The organism is Bartonella sp. AP331QHHD (assembly GCF_042195905.1).
Lineage (GTDB): Bacteria > Pseudomonadota > Alphaproteobacteria > Rhizobiales > Rhizobiaceae > Bartonella.
Genome location: NZ_JBHIPG010000031.1, coordinates 76,368 through 96,364 on the forward strand (window position 1 = coordinate 76,368; position 19,997 = coordinate 96,364).

Below are 19,997 nucleotides of genomic sequence, written 5' to 3' on the forward strand. Positions count from 1 at the left end.
GTTATTTTTTCTGAAAACAAAAGGAGTATGTAAAGAACACTTTCAGATTGCACTGTATAAAGAATACGGTAAATTTATTTTATAATATTCAATAAGTTATAATATATTTGTAATTGTAACGTCTTTTAAAATTTTGATATATTTTTTCACAATAGCTTAAGACAAGGTCATATATTTCAGTATTTTGAATGTCAGCTAAAAATCTCCTGTATAAATAGAGCTTTTCAGTTTTTTCTTGTATGAAAATTGTATACAGTCAAAATAAAGCAAATAATCAATAAGATGAAATTTGTTATTCCCAATATGAGATCATATGACTTATAAACCACGTGTCTTTTCTATATCTTCTGGAATGGCTTTTTTGCCTCACTTTGTTGAGGCACTGCTCTCCGGTACCCTTATTGATAATTTCGCTCCCAATGGAGACATTCAAACTGCCCTTGCCGATAGCCTTATTTATGTTCCGACACGTCGTGCTGCTCGCGCTTTACGTTTAGCCTTTGTTGAAAGAAGCGATACACAATCAACTTTCTTACCAACCATTCGTGCTCTAGGAGATGTCGATGAAGACAGTTTCCTTTTTGTTGAAAATCATACCAGCACTCTGAATCCACCCATTGGAAAAAGTGAACGCTTACTGCTTTTAGCGCGCCTTATTCGCCCATGGCGTGAAAATTTACCTGCGCATCTGCGTGCCATGTTTGGTACAGAAGATGTACTTATTCCGGCTCATAGTGCTGATGCAATTTGGCTTGCTCAGGATTTAGCGCATTTGATGGACGAAATTGAAACAGAAGGAGCAGATTGGTCGAAACTTAAAGATATTGCACCTGATATGGTCGCTGAATGGTGGCAAATAACGCTCGACTTTCTGACTATTGTTACGCAAAATTGGCCACAAATCTTGACCGAAAGGCAACGAAGCAATCCCGCGGAATGGCGTAATCAAGCACTCACAATGCATGCAGAGACTTTGCGATGCACGCAGCCTGATAAACCTATCATTGCTGCTGGTGTGTCAGGTTCTATGCCCGCAGTTTCTCATCTTTTAAAGGTTATAGCTTCTCTGCCCAAAGGGGCTGTTGTTCTTCCTGGCCTTGATCTTCATATGGATGAAGAACAATGGAATGCACTAAGCACAAGCAATAAAGAAAAAACAGCTTGTGATTTTTTTGATCCTGCAGAAAATGTTTTTAGCCATCCTCAATATCATTTAAAAAAACTTCTAACTCTCATGGAGTGTCAACGTCATCATGTTTGCGAAATTGGCCAACAAAGTATAACAAAGAAAAAACGAATGGCTCTTTTATCAGAAGCACTCCGACCTGCTTCTACAACAGATAAATGGATACAAATTATCCGTGATGATTATGAAAATCTTTGTGCAGATTGGTCATTTATTGAAGCTATAAATGAACGTGAAGAAGCTCTCGCTATAGCTGTTACCTTACGCAAAGCTATTGAAGAACCTCAAAAAACTGCAGCCCTTATTACAAATGACCGTAATTTAGCACGCCGTGTTGCTGTGGAATTACAGCGATTTGGAATTGAAGCAAATGATTCAGGCGGAATACCACTTGCACAAACATTGCCTGTAACTCTCTTACGACTTATCTTAGAAAATGTATTGCAACCTGATGATCCCATTGCTTTTCTTTCTCTTCTTAAACATCCCCTTACAACACTCCAACAAAATCGTCATCGTTTACGGGAAATGGCAGAAAATTTTGAACTTTTTGTTCTTCGAGGGAATACAGGGCGTATTAATCTTTGCGAATGTGATCAATTTCTTGAAAAATGGATTGAAACATCTTTTCATAATAGTTCTGAAAATAACACCCTTGATCAGCAGAAATGTGAAGAAGCACGTCTCTTTTGTCATCTTTTAAAAAAAGCTGTTGAGCCTTTAACGTCTCTTATGAAACAAGAGAAAGAATGCACCATCAATGAGGCTGCAATAGCAACTGTTGAGGTTTTTGAAAATTTTGGTCGCAATGAGGATAATTCTCTTGCACATCTTTATCAACATGAAGCAGGACAAGCCTTATCAAATTTTTTGCGTGAATTGGTCAGTGATCAATCGGGATTAACATTTCATCTTTGTGAATGGCCCGCTATGTTTTCTGCCATAATAGCAACCCGTTCCGTCGCACCTTCGCCTGGAGGACATCCACGTTTATTCATCTGGGGTACTTTGGAATCGCGTTTGCAAACGGTTGATACAGTGGTCATTGGTGGTCTTAATGAAGGATCATGGCCGATATCAACCCGAAATGATGCTTTTTTATCGCGACCGATGAAAATGATGTTAACTCTGGAACCACCAGAACAGCGTATTGGTCTTTCCGCGCATGATTTTCAATGGGCGATGGGAATGGATAAAGTGGTGATGAGCCGAGCACTACGAGTTGATCATGTTCCTTCTCTCCCTTCACGCTGGCTACAACGCTTAGAAACTGTCGTAGGACAACAAGTTTGGAAACAAATCCGTGCACGAGGTGAAAAGATACGCCATTGGGCAAAGATGCTTGACAATACGGACATGTCTGCTTGTGCAACACGCCCTTGTCCTGTGCCACCCATTGCAGTGCGTCCACGTCATTTTTCCATCACCGAAATAACAACGTTACGCCATGACCCTTATGCCATTTATGCTAAAAAAATCTTAAGGCTCAAACCACTTAAAGCCCTTATTCATGACCCTGGTGCTTCTGAACGCGGAACACTTTATCACGCTATTCTTGCAGATTTTTGCACACAAATAAAAAATCTAAATGCTGCAAATGCATTAGATGTGTTGCTCGCTATTGGACGTAAAGAATTTGATAAGTTTAATTTGCCTGCTGATGTTGAAACAATCTGGTGGAATACATTTGAAAATCTTGCTCCCTTTATTTTGCAATGGGAACAAAGTCTAGAACCCCGAATACGACATTCGGAAGTGGAATCGCAAAAAATACCCATAGGTACAACAGGGGTAACTCTTTCAGGATGTGCTGATCGTATTGATATATTGCCAAACAAAACGGTTGAAATACTTGATTTTAAAACGAGTACACCCCCTTCATCAAAACAGGTTCGCGAATTATTATTTCCACAATTAGCATTGGAAACCGCTCTATTAATGAGAGGAGCTTTTACAGATTTTCAAAATCTGTCCCCCTCAAAACTATTTTATATTCCTCTTAATGGAAAAGGTAAGATTACTCCTCAATTAATTCTTTCAGAAAAAGCGGAAAAAGATCACCAAAATGTTATTAATCTTGGTGAAAGGGCGTGGGAACATCTTATCGCGTTAATGGAGTATTATCAAAATCCACAACAAGGCTATCTTTCACACGCAGTCCCTATGTTAAAACAATATGAAAGTGACTATGATCATCTGGCACGCTTATGGGAATGGTCAAATGGATTTCATAAAGGAGATCAATCATGACTCTTTTTTCTATTCCTGAAGCAGCCCTTGATGCACAAGCAACAGCAACACATCCAAAAACACATGTATGGGTTTCTGCAAATGCAGGATCTGGAAAAACCCATGTTCTAACCGAACGCGTTATTCGTTTGCTTTTAAACGGTACTTCTCCAGCACGTATTTTATGCCTTACTTACACGAGAGCCGCCGCCGCTGTTATGCAATCGCGGATTTTTCGCACACTCTCCAGCTGGAATGAACTCGATGATGCACAGCTTAAAGAAATCTTATCGAAGTTTGAAAACAAACCTATCAGTGCAACAAAAATAACCTATGCGCGCCAACTCTTTGCTCGTGCTTTAGAAACACCTGGTGGTTTGAAAATACAGACTATTCACGCATTTTGCGAATCTCTCTTGCATCAATTTATGCTAGAAGCCAATATTGCTGGACATTTTGAACTCATAGATGATATCAACCGCAAGAAATTACTACAAGAAGCCCGCTGCCAACTTTTAAAGCATCATGATATACAACCCGCTCTAAAACAGCTGCTTAAGGTTATCAGTGAACATACTTTTAACCAATTGCTGTATGAAGCAGCTGAAAAGCAACATAAACTGTCTGATTTTTTGTCTTCTCTTCTGTCTGAAAATGGAGAAGAGAAATTGCGGGCGCTGTTTAATTTAGCACCTGATGATACAAATCAGCAATTACTAGAAAAAATTCAACAGACTGCTCGTCTTCCTCTTTATGCTCTTAACCATTGTGAAACCCATGGGAATAAAAACACTAAGAGTATCATTGAAAAACTTCCCCAATTAGAAACTGCTTGTGATGAAGAAACTATCATTGATATTGTTTCAAATATTTATTTTACAACAGAAGGTAAACCTCGTAATTTTGCACTTATATCGTCTAAAAAATCAGATGAAATTTGGCCTTTTATTCAACAATTGATTAAAGATAAACAAAGCAAGCTTTCTGTTCTTTTAGAAAAATATCACTGTGCAAAAGTTGCCACCCTCAATATGGCTGCTTTTCAGCTTTGTGCCCTTTATCTCAAAATTTATGCAAATTTAAAAAAAGCCAATGGTTTTTTAAACTTTGATGATCTCATTGAGCGCACACTCCATTTGTTACAGCGCAAAGGTGCAAGCCAATGGGTGCACTATAAACTTGATAAGGGTCTTGATCATATTTTGCTTGATGAAGCACAAGATACGAACCCTGATCAATGGAAAATTATTCAACTTTTAGCGCAAGAATTTTTTACAGGTCATAGTCAACGTGACAATATACGTACTCTTTTCGCTGTTGGAGATGAAAAACAGTCTATTTATTCCTTTCAGGGCGCTGCACCAGAAAATTTTGCTGCAAATGGCAAAATTATTCAAAAAAAAGCACAACAAGCAAAGCAGAAATTTGAAAAAATACAATTGAATTACTCTTTTCGCTCCACAGCCGATGTTCTTAAAAGTGTGGATCTTGTCTTTGAAACACCAGAGAATTATAAAGGGCTTTCAGCAGAAAATACAAAAACCATACACGAAGCTATCCGTACTCACAGTCCAGGTGAAGTTATTTTATGGGATGCCATTTCTAAAGAAAAAGACGAATTTCCTGATGATTGGCATGTAACTGTTGATCATTTAGATATACCAGCAGTACGTTTGGCAGAAAAAGTTGCTGAAACGATTGCAGGCTGGTTACACAAAGGAGAAATGCTTCCAGCAAAAGGGCGGTTATTGCGTGCTAGTGATATTATGGTTTTGGTTCGTAAGCGTGATCAATTTGCCCTAGCGCTTTCTCGTGCCCTTAAACAACGCAATATACCCGTCGCTGGTGCAGACCGTTTACAGCTTATAAAACATATGAGTGTGCGTGATTTAATGGCACTCGGACGTTTTGTTTTGCAACCACAAGACGATTTGTCTCTTGCTTGTGTTTTAAAAAGTCCACTCTTTGCGCTTAGCGAAGAGGAACTTTATCAACTTGCCGCTCACCGTACAGGCTCCCTTTGGAAAAGCCTTTGTGAACAGGCATCGTCGCATATTCCTTTTAAAGATACTTTTGAAAGCTTGAGTCAATATCGTACTTTAGTGGATAAAATACCAGTCTTCGAATTCTATAGTCATATCTTAAATGATGATAAGGGACGACAAAAAATTTTAGCGCGCTTAGGCTCGGAAGCCAATGATGTGCTTGATGCTTTTATGGACTACACACTCGCGATTCAAAAAACGGGGTTACCAGGATTACAAGCTTTTTTGGAAACATTAAGTGTCAGTGAACCAGAAATTAAACGTGAGTTTGACCAAAATCATGAAGAAATTCGCATCATGACTGTTCACGCCGCAAAAGGACTGGAGGCTGCTGTTGTATTTTTAGTTGATCCCGGTAGTGCGATTTGGCATCCCCAGCATTCACCTCACTTGCTTGAAGTTCCCTTGAACAATGCATATTTGAGTGACCAACAAGCTTTTATCTGGCGCCCTAATGCAGAATTCGATACAATGCCTTCTAAACAAGCAATTTTGCGTTTAAAAGAGCGTGCTGAAGAGGAGTATAGGCGCCTTCTTTATGTAGGAATGACACGCGCTGAAGATCGCTTGTTTGTTTGCGGGTATAAAGGTCCGAAAACGCCATCTCATACATGGTTACAACTGGTAAAGAGAGCTCTCGAACCACATGCGGTAGCTATAAAAGGTCCTGCGGAAGATATTGCAGCTTGGCGTTATTGCATTACACCGCCTTCTTCTACTTCTATAAACCAAAAAATTTCTTCCGTTGAGTGCCAAACACTTCCACCTCTACCAGACTTTTTCTCCCATAAAGTACCAGCAGAACCAGTGTTACCAAAACCGTTAAAACCGTCAGTGGCGAGCCTTTCCATTGAAGCTGATACAGAGCTGTCCTCAAGTCCAAAACAGCTTACCACTTCACCTGTTTTAGGAGCCATGAACACAAACAGAGCTTTTTCCATTGAATATGGTAATCTCGTTCACCGATTGTTACAGTATTTACCCGATTGTCCCCCACAAAAACGTCGAGATTATGCTCGAAACTATCTCAATATCAAAGCCTCTCATTGGCATGAGAGCCAAAGAGAAGATGCTCTTTGCCATATTTGGAAAATATTAGATCATGTTTATCTCAAACCCCTTTTCTCTGAGCATTCACGTGCTGAGGTCTCCTTAATGGGTATTGTGAAAATTCGTGGAAAAGAACAAGCAATCTCTGGTCAAATTGACCGTCTCTACATCACGCAAAACAGCGTTATCTTTGCAGATTTTAAAACAGGAACCCCGCCAGAAAATGAAGCTGCTATTGCTTCTCATCATTGGTTGCAAATGGCTCTTTATCGAAAGTTATTGCAAGCTATTCATCCCGATAAAGATATACAGGCTCTGCTTATCTACAGTAAAGAAGCCAAAATTTTTAAACTTCCTCCAGAAAAACTTGAGGCATTTCTTAGTGAAGTTGCCTTATAAGTTACTCTTTTCCTTGCAAAGCATTTTTACATTTTATTTACTTTCATAAAATCGCTCAAACAAACACAACGCACAATCCCTAGTGTAAAAAAGTCCTTTAATAATTTATCTTTGCAATAACTTGATATGAATTGTTATTATACCAATCTATAAAAGGTGAATATAAAGGATAAATCAATGACGTGTATAAAAGTTGATAAGGACAATTTCGAAAGTGAAGTTCTAACTTCTTCCACCCCTGTTGTGGTTGATTTTTGGGCAGAATGGTGTGGCCCTTGCAAAGTGATTGCTCCAATGTTGGATGAAATTTCAATAGAAATGCAAAATCAAGTTAAAATTGCTAAGGTAAATATTGATGAAAATCCGGAACTGGCTACCCAATACGGAGTACGTTCTATCCCTACATTATTAATGTTTAAAAATGGAAATATTTCATCGAATATGGTTGGCGCTACCTCTAAAGGACGTCTTTCTGAATGGATAAAAGATGGGCTTAGTTAATTCCACGTATAATTACTATAAAGGAGAGAAATTTTGTCTCTCCTTTTGACTTTTTTAAAATATTCTTTTTTGCATTATGTTATAATGAAAAGACAATAAAAATCAAAATTTTAAATGAATTTAAGAATTCGTGCTTTTATGCATGATTCAATTGGCCATTTTTTATAAAAAATTGCTTTGTATGAAGAATATATGCAATTCTTTCCTTATAGGCGCGTTAAAAATATTGGGTGAATGATAATTTCATTAAAGGTATTTCTTCTTAGATAAGACTATTGAGATAGATAGTGTTTTCAACACATAAAGGGAGATTTTAAGCAAAAACTTTGCAAATTACTTTTCTGAAGCTCACAATTTTTAAGCAGAAAGAGACAAGCAATTCACTACAGGTTATATAATGCTCTTCTAAAGGGTTATCACTTCAATTTAAAATTCTCTTATACTATTCTCTAAAATCAAAATTGTAGGTATCAGATTCTCTAAAATAAATTGATGAATTTCTATAAATTAACGGCTGTCCTTTGCAATTTATGTCATTGTTATATAAAAGAGTCATCATTTCGTTTCATCTTCCATGGTTGGTGCCTCCATGAAGCCTTCTTTATGTTGTCTATCATCTCAGATTTCATAGGTAGTACTGAGGTATTATCAAATTAAAAAATGATGATGTTCATGTTTTTTTAAAATGTACGAATTGTAAAAGACTGTTGCAAACATTCAATGGAATGTTGCGCTGATCTAACTGTTACATGACGCCCATGTTCTTTATAGTGTAAGGTGAGTGCAAAAGTGGCGAGTTCTAAAAGAGCTGTATTTCTTTCTGGCCATTCAACAAGTAAAATATTTTTCTCACGAGCTTCATGAAGCCCTAATTCATCAATTTCTTCTGCCATAGAAAGGCGATAAAGATCAGCATGAATAATTTCAAACTTTGGAAGTTGATAGCTTTGCACAAGAGTAAAAGTAGGGCTTGGAACATCCATAGTGTTATCGTTCGCAAGTGTTTGAATGATTGTACGTGCAATGGTTGATTTTCCAGTTCCAAGATCTCCTTGCAGCGTTACAAGATCTCCTGGCTTTAAAGAAAGAGCTAAATTTTGTGCAAAAAGCTTTGTTGCCTCTTCATTTTCAAGAAAAAAACTAAAATTCATTAAAAGTTCCATGAAATGGATGAAAAATTTTTGTTATCATAAAGGTTAAAATTAAAAAATCGTATCTCCTTTGGAGAGTGGGAAAAAACATTTAACTGTTGTTCCTTTTCCAGAACCGGTAAGAATTTCAACATGTCCACCGTGTAGTTCAACGAAACTTTTTACAAGGGAAAGGCCAAGACCCGCTCCCGCACGCCCACCATGGTGTGAATGGGAAGAAAAACGTTTAAAAATACGATCAAGAACGTCTTCTGGGATGTCAGAGCCCTGATTGTGAACGCTAAAGACAATGTTATCATCTTGTTCATCGACGCAAAATTCAATAGTACTCGCCTCCGTTGCAAAATTAATAGCATTACTCAGTACATTCACAAAAATTTGATGCAAGCGCTTTTCATCAGCAGAAATAGAATTTAAGGAAGGAGAAATTTGTTGTAAAAGCGTAATATGCCGTCCATTAAGGCGATCTTCTACACGTGCTACTGCTTGTATCATAGCATCTGCAATATTAACCGATTTTATGTCCAACTCCATAATGCCTGCATCAAGGGTAGCAAGATCAAGAATATCGTTAACAATATTTAAAAGAGTTCCTGATTCTGAATGAATATGCCCAAGATATTCTTGTTGACGTTTATTGATAGAGCCGAAAATTTGATCACGTAAAATATCCGAAAATCCAATAATATTGGTGAGAGGTGTACGCAATTCATAGGAAACATGTTGGACAAATTCATTACGCAAACGATCAGCACTTTCTAATGCTTCATTTCTTTCTTGAAGAGCACGTGCAACATGGACAGTATCTGTAACATTCACAAAAGTAAGCATTGTTTGTCCATCGGGAAGAGGAACCAGAGTATAGTCAATAATCATATCATTTTTAAGATCTATACGACCTGAATATGTTTCACGTTTTTCAGCAAAACCGGTAATGAATTTGGTAAATTGATCCCATTCTTGTCCTAAGGTTAAGGCTGAACAATGGCTTTGTAACTGTGTAATATGGGTCCCTTCTACCAGTAAATTATAAGGAAGAGACCACAATTTCGACAAGGCAGGATTCGATAAACGAAGGCGTCCATCAGTACCAAAAACAACCACGCCTTCGGAAAGTTTATCAAGTGTTTCACCTTGTATTTTAATAAGTGTATTATAACGGCGTTCAAGATCAATTTTTTCTGTAAGGTTTTCGTAAAGCCAAGTGACACCTCCTTGTGGATGAGGGTTCGAGATAACACGCACCGTACGCCCATCTGGAAGATTCCAAATTTGTTGGTTCGATTCTGTTTGTCGATAGGCTTTAAAAAGTTCTTCTTTCCATGCGCGCCAATCGGGGTGTTCAGCAATGAGCCCTTTTTCACGTAGACGTTCAAGAAATAATGTATGGCTTGGTTCACTTTCTAAAAAGGAAGTCTCCAACGGCCATAAAATTTTAAAAGCATGATTACAGAATTTTAATTTTTGGTTTGTATCAAAAATAGCTACAGCTGTTGAAATTTGGTCAAGTGTTTCACAATGGCTTTGAAGAACATAACTTAATTCATGAGCAAGATTTTCATATGCGCTGTCATCACGCGCAAAAGCTGCCATCCCTTCGGCTGTTGTAATACGTGTGAGATGAAAACGATGTCGTTCTCCATCAATAACTGTGTGAACATGTTCTTGAAAAATTGTTTCTATTTCATCTGTTTTGCGTTGTGTATTTTCATTGAAAAGATCCCCCACTTCATCACTGCCTTCACGAAAATCTGTCATTTCTCTAAAGGCGCGATTGATAAAACAAACTTTTCCTTCACAATCTTTTATCCATACGGGCTCTTGAATAAGATCAAGAAGATTACGCTGCATTCTCAGTTCAGTAAGAAGGCGGGCGATATCTTTCTGTAAACGAGCATTTTCACTCTGTTGTTTTGAGATATCTTGAAAACGAGCAATAGCGACTGTTCCTGCGATGACTCCTGTAACTTGTAGCGGTACATTGTTTGTGGTGGTGATAGAAAGATCAAAAGGGTGACATTTACAACGTAGTTGAGTCAATGCATAATCAAGTTCTCGCAGAGAATTTTCTTCAACCCAGAGCTCAAAACGCTGAAAATCTTTCTGGTCGATTCCTATTTTTTGCAATGCAGAAAGGGCACCAACGACACGGGGTAAGGTTGTTGGATTTTCCCAAATAAGAAGGAATTGCTCGGTTTCTTCCAGAAGCCATTCATAATATTTAAGTTTTTCAGAAAAATTTGCCTGAATTATCTTCAAAGGCTTCTGTGCAGTTTTTTTTGCACGCATAATAACAGCTAGGCACGTGAGAAGTGAAGCACAAGAAATTCCTCCACACAGCGCTAAAAGCAGCCATGGACCATTCGGCAAAGTGAAGAAAAATGGTAAATAACCTTCCAATGACTGAGCAAAAGCGCATGTTGGAGAAAAAAAGAAAAAAAGGCAAAATATATACGTATAGATTCGGATCTCTTTTTGAGCTTTTTCTTTGGGGTTATAGTCACCAAAGCTGAGCACGGCATCTTTCCCTTTTTTAACCCAAGGAAACGTATTAGTAACGATAATGGTTTGGTTTATAAGGTCCTTGTGGTGAGACTCCAATATAAGCGGCTTGTTCTTCTGATAAAACACTTAATTTTATTCCTAACCGATCCAGATGTAGACGTGCAACCTTTTCATCAAGATGTTTAGGCAAAACAGTGACTTCATTTGTATAGTGTTCTGAACGGGTAAAAAGTTCAATTTGCGCTAAAACTTGATTAGTAAACGAGGCTGACATGACAAAAGAAGGATGCCCAGTCGCATTCCCGAGGTTTAACAAACGCCCTTCAGAGAGCAAAATGATGCGTTTTCCATCGGGAAAGGTGATCATATCAACTTGTGGTTTAATATTTGTCCATGGCAAATTTCTAAGGGCAGCGACTTGGATTTCGTTATCAAAATGACCAATATTTCCAAGAATACACATATCCTTTACTTGTCGCATATGATCTAAACGAACAACATCTTTATTGCCTGTTGTCGTGATGATAATATCAGCACTGGAAGCAGCATCATCCAAATTAACAACTTCATAGCCATCCATAGCGGCTTGAAGAGCGCAAATAGGATCAATTTCTGTTATTTTAACACGAGCCCCAGCACCAGAAAGAGATGCTGCTGAACCTTTTCCTACATCACCATAACCACAGACAATGGCAGTTTTACCAGCGATCATCACATCTGTTCCACGTCGAATACCATCGACCAATGATTCTTTACATCCATATTTATTATCAAACTTTGATTTAGTGACGCTATCATTAACATTAATAGCAGGAAAAGGTAGAAGTCCTTCTTTTTGTAACTGATAAAGACGGTTTACACCTGTTGTGGTTTCTTCGCTTACACCTTTAATTGCCGCGCGCTGTCGTGTAAAAAAAACTGGCGTTGCATCCATACGCTTTTGTATTTGTTTGAAAAAAATTTCTTCTTCTTCTGTTTTGGGATGCGATAAAATATCTTTATTTTGTTCTGCACGACTTCCCATTAAAATATAGTTTGTGGCGTCAGCTCCATCATCTAAAATAAGATTGGAAGGATTACCATCTGGCCATTGGAAGATTGCATCTATATAAGTCCAATATTCTTCCAATGTTTCACCTTTAATGGCAAATACAGGAATGCCTGTTGCGGCGATAGCTGCTGCTGCATGGTCTTGCGTAGAAAAAATATTGCTAGAGCTCCATCGTATATCGGCGCCAATCGCTTTTAATGTTTCAATTAAAACAGCTGTCTGAATTGTCATGTGCAATGAGCCAGAAATACGCGCTCCGCGCAAAGGTTGGCTGGAAGAAAACTCCTTACGACAAGCCATCAAACCAGGCATTTCAGTTTCAGCAATATCAAGTTCTTTACGACCATAAGCGGCAAGTGCAATATCTTTGACAACAAAATCTTGAGCTGCCATTCTTCATTCCTTTAAAATAAGTTTTTCCAAGACGGTAGGAGAAATTAAAAAAAAATGCAAGACAAGAAGAGGACTTCTTTATGTGAAAAAGCTCTTTTAAAATCTCCATAAATTTGTGCAAAAAATATGCATTTATGGATCTGAATAGTGATATTACTGACAGAATAAGAGATCTTCATGATAAGTCTTATTATATAAACAAAATTCTATCCTTTTCACGTAACTTTAAAGCTTTTAAAAGTCTCCAGAGGGAATACCTTTTAAATAATAAAAATGGTGCATTGCTTTACAGTTTTTATATTGATTTTTATGGGATAATATCGAAAGTAGTATACTCGTATTCTACTCACTTATGCGGTTGTTGAAAAAGGAAGAATTACTTTAATCTCATTATTAAGCTTTTTAGCAAAATAATATAAATGCAAAGCCATAGATTATCATGTTTATGGATAGGCAGTTCAGAATCGGTTCTTTAGGATTCCAATGTTGAACCTGCTCTTTGATAAAGACAGTTTATAAGAAGTGCTTTTCTCCTGTTTTCAACGATTTTTATCAAAAGACTATAGATATACGATTAAACATTTTTTGTGATACTAAATGGAGCATTAAAAATGCAAAAACATCACTCTATTGAACACTCTGATTCTAAAACCGCTAACAACGCGCTATGAATTATAAATCAAATAATTAACTCAGTTTTGGAAGAATTTATTCTAGACGAGTAGGTTTTGGGAAAATTGACCATGTGGACGAAATCGCCAGAGATAACTTGGCAAGAATGCTGCCATTGCTCTAGGAGTAACTCCTACTCCTTCTAGCGTATATCCATTCTCTATAGCTTCTTTAGAGACAATGTTATCCATTTGCAAAAAACGTATCTGATTGGCTGTTACGAGTGTTGGTACAAAAGGCAATTTACCGATTGTTCCCAAAATTCCTCCAATCAATAGACCGACAGAAAGAGGCATAGATAGGATTGTTTTTTTACGACGAATGATTTTAAGTATATTTTCAAGAGCATTTTGGAGGGTGATAATCTGGGGACCACCAAGATCATAATTTTTTCCCCAAGCAACCTGTCCATCTAAAGCGCGCACGATAAACTCAGCAACGTCACCAACATACACGGGTTGCAATTTGCTTTGTCCACCTCCAAAAAGAGGCATAATTGGTAAAAAACGTGACAAATCTGCTAAGGTGTTAAAGAAACAATCCTCTGGTCCAAAGATAACGGATGGACGGATAATAATTGCTTGAAGATGCTTGTTATGAATGATTTGTTCACCCATAAACTTAACACGTGCATAAAGACATGAAGCATTCTCGTTAGCCACAAGTGTTGACATATAGATGAGCGGAATACCAGTTTCTGCTGTTAATTCAGCAACATTGTAAACACCATCAATTTGTGTGTTTTTAAAATTCGATTGATTTGCTTGTTTTAAGCTACCGGGTAAAAACACTGCCGCATCAGCTCCAAGCAATGCGCGTGCAACAGAGGCACGATGCTTGATATCTGTTTTAAGCATTTGGGTTTGTCCTACTTCTCCTATTTGGAGCATATAATAAGCTTTTTGTGGACAACGAACAGCGATGCGAACGCGATATCCCCGCTTAGTCAAAGTTTCAACGACATGTCGTCCTACAAAACCGGATCCGCCAAAAACAGTAATGAGTTTAGGATGTTGATAAAGTGCACAATCAAGTTGCATGATTAAAAAGTCTATCTTTCAAAGCTTTAAAAATAGTTAATTATCTAGCACGGTGGTGTTTTATTGTCACGCAAAATATCACCCGCAAGATAAAGAGAACCACTAATAAGGACAATAGCCTCTTTATATTCCATTTTAATTTTATGCAAAGCATCTTGTAGGTGCGCTTTTGGGGCAGCAGGGATTCCTACTTTTTGGGCTGATTCAGCTAAGTCTGTTGGAGAGATACTGGCATTATTGTCAAGCAGCGGTATCGTATATACTTTATCGACAAGGTTAGCTAAAGGACGAAAATAACCGACAGCATCTTTGGTATTAAGCATGCCAGCAATCATAATAATGGGGCGATCTGTTTTTTTTCTCCATTGTGTAAGTTCTGCCGCAATAACTTTTCCTGCAGCAGGATTGTGACCACCATCTAACCATAAATCAATATCAGGAGATAGTTGATCAACCAAAAGTCCTTGGGTAAGATGCTGCATTCGTGCGGGCCAATAAATATTTTTTAAAGCGTCATTTATGGTTTGTTCTGAAAGTTGAAAACCCGCTTGATAAACTGCTTCAAGAGATGCACCAGCATTGGCAACTTGGTGGTCTCCAATAAGGTTAGGAAGGGGAAGATCCATGAGACCTTGATTGTTTTGAAAAACCATACGTCCATGTTCTTTATAACTTTGATAATCTTGATCAAAGAGAGCATAAAATGCTTTATTTTTATTAGCAAGGGGTATTAAAGTAGCAAGAGTTTCTTCATAATTTTGCTTCCCAATGACTACAGGAACGTTTGGTTTGATAATCCCTCCTTTTTGAAAAGCGATTTGAGCAATTGTATTTCCAAGAAAGCTCTCATGATCATAATCAATGGGCATAATAAGCGATACAGCTGGTTTGTTAACGACATTGGTAGCATCAAAACGTCCTCCCAATCCAACTTCTAAAATGACAACATCAGCTGGATGTATACTAAACAACATAAAGGCAGCGGCTGTAAAAATTTCAAAAATAGTAATCGGCTCTTGACGATTTACTTTTATAATTTCACGGATTGTCTCAGCCAATTGGTTTTCTGTAACAAGTTGACCACCTCCTTTTTGACCTAACCGGCAGCGTTCATTCCAGTTGACGAGATGAGGTGAGCTATAAACATGAACGCGGTATCCTGCACTTTCCAAAAGAGCACGGCAAATTGCTGAAGCAGATCCTTTGCCATTTGTTCCAGCGATGTGAATAACAGGGGCAAGTTTTAAATGTGGGTTACCAAGACGCTCTAAAAGGTGAACAATACGCTCTAAAGAAAGATCAAATTTTTTCGGATAATTTTTTAGTAAATCATCCACCACCCTTTGTATTTGACTTTGTTGCATAAACTTAAGCTGCTTTTGTCCTAGAAAGCGATGTTTGAGAGTCTGTTGGGGATGGATCGGAAGGGTTAAAAACAGCAGGGAGTTTCATCATCAAGCGTAAAATACGCGCAATTGTTGTTTTCATTTCTAAACGCGATACAACCATATCAATCATACCATGTTCAAGCAGATATTCACTACTTTGAAAACCTTCTGGTAGGGTTTCGCGTATAGTTTGTTGAATCACACGTGGACCAGCAAAACCAATCATAGCGCCAGGCTCGGCAATGTGAATATCACCAAGCATGGCGTAAGAAGCAGTAACACCACCGGTGGTTGGATTAGTCAGCACAACAATATAGGGAAGCTTTGCTTCTTTCAACATTTCAATCGCTACTGTTGTACGGGGCATTTGCATCAACGAGAGTGTTCCTTCTTGCATGCGTGCACCACCAGAAGCAGCAAAAAGAACCAGCGGACGCCTTTCAGCAATGGCAGTATCAAAAGCTTTGATAATAGCTTCTCCTGAAGCCATACCAAGTGATCCACCCATAAAGGCGAAATCTTGAACAGTTGCAATAATTGGCAAACCCTCAATCGTACCACGTGCACTTAAAATATTGTCATCAACCCCAAGTTTAGAACGATAATCTTTTAACCGGTCAATATAGCGTTTTTCGTCACGAAATTTTAAAGGATCTGTTACAACTTTTGGATTTTCAAGAGCTGTATAAACACCATCATCAAAAAAATGCATGAGACGATTTTTAGCACTGATACGCATATGATGACCAGAATTGGGAGCTACAAATTGATTAGCTTCCAGATCTTTATGGAAGACCATTTCACCACTGGTAGGATCTTTAATCCATAGATTTTCTGGAATTTCACGGCGCCCCAATATAGAGTTAATTTTAGGACGAACATAATTTGTAATCCAGTTCATCTTTATAACCTTCCTTTAAATATTGTGCATCTTTTGCATGATTTGAAAGAATATAGAACTTAAGCAGTCACATTTGCTTTACCGGTTGAACAAAGGAGTCTATTTAATACTTTTATCAGTGTACGTATAGCTTGTTTTTTAATTTTTAATTTTTCCCATATTATAACAATCATATGCATCATGAAGAGTATTCCCTATAATAAATTTCTCATAAGTTTTAAGAACTTACATGTTTGTATTTTTTACTTTGGTGTTAAAATTTACTCCTTGCGATGGTTAACAAACGCCTTATTTTTTAATAAAAATGAATATCCAATTAATCATTCGTATCAACAGTTTTGAAGAAAAGAAACCTTATAGTATAAGGCGCTAACAAGGCTAAAATAATCCATTAAAGATAATGAATACAATAACGCTATATTAGCGAAACGCTAACATCAGAGCAAGATTTTTTTCAAAAGGTTTCTTTAAAGCGCACGCTTTTTACAATTAAAATAGAATACGCTCAAAATACCATTATATTACTCATTTACGCGCTTGTTTTACACAGATATCTTTCAATAATTTCCAAAACTCTCTTATGAAGAATATACACTCTCCATGAATGGTATAAAAGACATTATGCTATCCGTTTTTACTGAAATAGAAGGTACAAAGCGGCACCATCATACTCTTTTTCAGTTTTCAATGCGACGATAATGTTTGCATTAAGAGGATTCATATAAAGATATTTCACGCCTTTTTGAAAGTACTTTTATCCGCACACCACCTCCGTTTATGACATTTCAACAAACGATTTCAATTGATCCAATATGAATAGGATTAAAATGAGAAACCCTCATAATATTTAGGTTTTTCACTCATGTTGTGAAACGATAAGTTATCATTATAAATCAATATATTGCTTTAATAAAAGATAAAGCATAAAATTTTATATTATGCTTTCTTTGGCTGGCAAGTTTTATTAACCTTAAAGTCAAGGAACACTATTTTTGTGTAATGCGTGCTATGGTCTTTTGGGAAAGCATTTTGTGTAAATGTGTCATAAAGGCGGCGGCAAAAAGCGGTGTTGCTAGATTAATAATAGGAATCGAAACAAAAATCGCTATCAATAATCCTGCGCCAAAAACTGTTGTGTAATGAGTATGTAAAAAAGCACGCGCATTTTGCTCTGTTCGAAAACGGTAAGCCGCAAACAAGAAATATTCATGACCGAGCAAATAACCATTAATAAGATAAAAAGCAATTAAATTAATACCTGGTATGAAGAATAAAATAAAAGCAATTCCATTACCAAGAAGGCTTAAAATAACAAATTTAAAGGAAATGATAAGAGAACGCTGAAACGGCAAGGCTTGTCCAATAGGCTCGTTTGGGTAATCCTCCTTTTCAATGATTTCAGCAGCAGAGTCAATGAAAAAACCACCAATCATAGCTGTGATGGGTGCAATCAAAAAAGCCAACAAAAGAGCCAACCCAAGATTAAAGATGATAAGCATGCTAAAACCAATCCATCCCGCCCAACTAGGGAGTCCAGGAAGAAATTGAGCAATCCAGGGCCAAAAGTAAGACACAAAAAGTTGGTGCACACATAACCATAAAATGGTGAGAATGAAAAAAGTAACCCCCAATGCTTTCAGTATCATAATACGATATTGCGAGGTCAGAAGACGTTGTAAAGCACGATAAGCAGCAGTAAAAATCATAGATTAATAAACTAAGGAAAGAAGCAAAAAAAACAAGAAATATATTTAAAGTATGTACAGTGTAATTTTTTCTTTCTTTGAATTACAAGATTTTTTTCAAGAACATTATAAAAAACGGTTAAGGTTTCTTTGTTAAAAATAAAGTTTGAATAAATAGAAATTTTGATTTTTAAAAACAAAGAAGAATTTAAAAAGTAGCTGTTGTAGAAGAAATTTTTAGTATTTTTGTACATAGTGTAGATTATTGCGTTTATATGATATATGTAAAAAATTAAGGAATAAGAACTATTTGGGAGAAAAGTTGTTTATTTCTATTTATTCAGTAGAGTTATCTAACTTCGTTTATCTAAATGTTTAATTGTTTTGCACAATTCCTAAAATTCTGTACTTTTCTACTATTTGGCGGCATGCTTTTGCCTCTCACTTTCAAAAAAATATTGAGTTCAATGGAATAGGGGTAACGTAGTAGCTCCGTAGATATTCTAATTTTGGGCAACAGAATGATTAATATGATAGAAGTGGAAAAAATAAGCTTAGGCGATTGACTGTCAGATCCCATAGAAGAGCAGTTTTTTGAGAAGAAGCAAAGAAAGGGAGATGTCACTGATGCTTAAAAATGATGAGATTTTGAATTTTAAAAGCCATAAGTGCAATGAAGTAAGAATTCATTGAAGCACTTTTCATACAAGTGGTTCACTGTATCAAATAATTTTTAGATAATAACACCACTAATTTATCGAAGAGAATTGATCATTTTCAACTTGAATAAAATCCCAAATATAGAAATATTCTTTAATTTCAAAGACTCTATTCAACATCAAAAAATTATTTACGTACACATTATAGGCGAGACCAATGTATGGATACAAAGCTTTCGATAAAGGAATAAAAATGCTTCTCATGAAACATCACAATGTGAAGATATCATGGATAAAATTCTAGTCTTTGTGGTCTTGGTATTCTGGAGAGAGGACACAGACATTTAATCTTAAAGACCGATCACTGAGGAAAATAATAAAGGCTTCAGTTTCATAAACTTATAGACAGTGGTACAATGAATTTTGTCTACATTCTTTATGAGCGTCAGCATGAAGTATGCTTAAAATTGCATTGAGATGTTATAATATCATTGATTTATACATTATTTTTCATAGCGAATAAGAGCTCAAAATAAAGTTGTCATATTTTCTCATTAGCTGCTCTCATCATGAAACAATCAAAATCATTTATTTGCATATCATAAATATGACCAATATGTGGATAAAAACATTGAAGAAAGAAAATGCTTTTTATAAATTTTATCCATTACAAGAGCTTTGTCAAAATTGATGGTAGCCAAAGTGAATGATAGCTTGTTTTTTTATAAGCTGGCGAGACAGTGGTGCAATAGATCCTGCTTTTATGAAGGCTAGGGTGAGATAGGATTTTTTAAAAAAACATTTCCCAACGGCTCATCACACCCATTTCGCAACAGCGTTTGTGAATGGTATATGGGTAAAGCTCTCGTGAATAATATAAAACTTATAGGGCATCACTAACTTTACGCTTAATAAAAAGAGCACGTTGGCACCATCATCCTCAGTGTTGTCCGAGACAAGCCCTTGGTTCTTGAGACGGTCCATTATAAGCGCTTTTAGTTCTTTCTGAAACGTTTTGTATTCATACAGTTATCCTTGTTTACAACGTGCAAGAAAATGATTTTTATTGATTCAACATGAGAGAGATTAGGAATGAGAGAATCTTATGATATCTGGGATTCTAATTTAATATGAACAATGCG

10 protein-coding genes are annotated in these 19,997 nt (G+C 36.8%); 3 read left to right on the top strand and 7 right to left on the bottom strand.

What is annotated here, in order from left to right; genetic code table 11:
- Positions 1-313 precede the first annotated feature (313 nt).
- The 3 genes from addB to trxA all read left to right on the top strand — a co-directional run bounded on the left by addB (position 314) and on the right by trxA (position 7,410).
- Positions 314-3,436: a double-strand break repair protein AddB gene (gene addB, locus ACFIMS_RS03770; RefSeq protein ID WP_375696399.1), complete on the top strand. Its 3,123-nt coding sequence runs from the start codon at positions 314-316 to the stop codon at positions 3,434-3,436.
- Positions 3,433-6,909: a double-strand break repair helicase AddA gene (gene addA / locus ACFIMS_RS03775; protein ID WP_375612786.1), complete on the top strand. Its 3,477-nt coding sequence runs from the start codon at positions 3,433-3,435 to the stop codon at positions 6,907-6,909. Before addB ends, addA begins: the two co-directional genes overlap by 4 nt.
- Before the next feature lie 177 nt (positions 6,910-7,086).
- A complete protein-coding gene (gene trxA / locus ACFIMS_RS03780) occupies positions 7,087-7,410 on the top strand; it encodes a thioredoxin (RefSeq protein ID WP_273790200.1) in 324 nt (107 codons plus the stop codon).
- Positions 7,411-8,090: 680 nt separating this feature from the next.
- Here trxA and tsaE read toward each other — a convergent pair.
- The 7 genes from tsaE to ACFIMS_RS03815 form a co-directional block, all read right to left on the bottom strand.
- Entirely contained in the window at positions 8,091-8,561 is a 471-nt protein-coding gene (tsaE, locus tag ACFIMS_RS03785; protein ID WP_375612787.1) for a tRNA (adenosine(37)-N6)-threonylcarbamoyltransferase complex ATPase subunit type 1 TsaE, read from the bottom strand.
- A gap of 51 nt (positions 8,562-8,612) precedes the next feature.
- On the bottom strand, positions 8,613-11,078 hold the full coding sequence (locus tag ACFIMS_RS03790; RefSeq protein WP_375628512.1) for an ATP-binding protein: 2,466 nt from the start codon (positions 11,076-11,078) through the stop codon (positions 8,613-8,615).
- Positions 11,079-11,112: 34 nt separating this feature from the next.
- A complete protein-coding gene (gene ahcY, locus ACFIMS_RS03795; RefSeq protein WP_375612789.1) occupies positions 11,113-12,510 on the bottom strand; it encodes an adenosylhomocysteinase in 1,398 nt (465 codons plus the stop codon).
- A 713-nt stretch (positions 12,511-13,223) separates the two neighbouring features.
- A complete protein-coding gene (locus ACFIMS_RS03800; RefSeq protein ID WP_375671718.1) occupies positions 13,224-14,222 on the bottom strand; it encodes a complex I NDUFA9 subunit family protein in 999 nt (332 codons plus the stop codon).
- Positions 14,223-14,266: 44 nt separating this feature from the next.
- Positions 14,267-15,586 carry a bifunctional folylpolyglutamate synthase/dihydrofolate synthase gene (locus ACFIMS_RS03805; RefSeq protein ID WP_375675477.1) on the bottom strand — a complete coding sequence of 440 codons (1,320 nt, stop codon included), beginning with the start codon at positions 15,584-15,586 and terminating at the stop codon, positions 14,267-14,269.
- 4 nt (positions 15,587-15,590) lie between these two features.
- Positions 15,591-16,511, bottom strand: a complete 921-nt coding sequence (gene accD, locus ACFIMS_RS03810) for an acetyl-CoA carboxylase, carboxyltransferase subunit beta (RefSeq protein WP_375696400.1) — start codon at positions 16,509-16,511, stop codon at positions 15,591-15,593.
- Between the two features lie 986 nt (positions 16,512-17,497).
- Complete coding sequence (locus ACFIMS_RS03815; protein ID WP_375612793.1) at positions 17,498-18,217, bottom strand: sulfate transporter family protein; 720 nt, start codon at positions 18,215-18,217, stop codon at positions 17,498-17,500.
- Positions 18,218-19,997 lie beyond the last annotated feature (1,780 nt).

Excerpts from the sequence above, each read along its gene's own strand:
- trxA (WP_273790200.1), top strand. The coding sequence starts at position 7,087 with ATGACGTGTATAAAAGTTGATAAGGACAATTTCGAAAGTGAAGTTCTA.
- ahcY (WP_375612789.1), bottom strand. The coding sequence starts at position 12,510 with ATGGCAGCTCAAGATTTTGTTGTCAAAGATATTGCACTTGCCGCTTAT.
- ACFIMS_RS03805 (WP_375675477.1), bottom strand. The coding sequence starts at position 15,586 with ATGCAACAAAGTCAAATACAAAGGGTGGTGGATGATTTACTAAAAAAT.
- addB (WP_375696399.1), top strand. The coding sequence starts at position 314 with ATGACTTATAAACCACGTGTCTTTTCTATATCTTCTGGAATGGCTTTT.
- ACFIMS_RS03815 (WP_375612793.1), bottom strand. The coding sequence starts at position 18,217 with ATGATTTTTACTGCTGCTTATCGTGCTTTACAACGTCTTCTGACCTCG.
- ACFIMS_RS03800 (WP_375671718.1), bottom strand. The coding sequence starts at position 14,222 with ATGCAACTTGATTGTGCACTTTATCAACATCCTAAACTCATTACTGTT.
- accD (WP_375696400.1), bottom strand. The coding sequence starts at position 16,511 with ATGAACTGGATTACAAATTATGTTCGTCCTAAAATTAACTCTATATTG.
- tsaE (WP_375612787.1), bottom strand. The coding sequence starts at position 8,561 with ATGAATTTTAGTTTTTTTCTTGAAAATGAAGAGGCAACAAAGCTTTTT.
- addA (WP_375612786.1), top strand. The coding sequence starts at position 3,433 with ATGACTCTTTTTTCTATTCCTGAAGCAGCCCTTGATGCACAAGCAACA.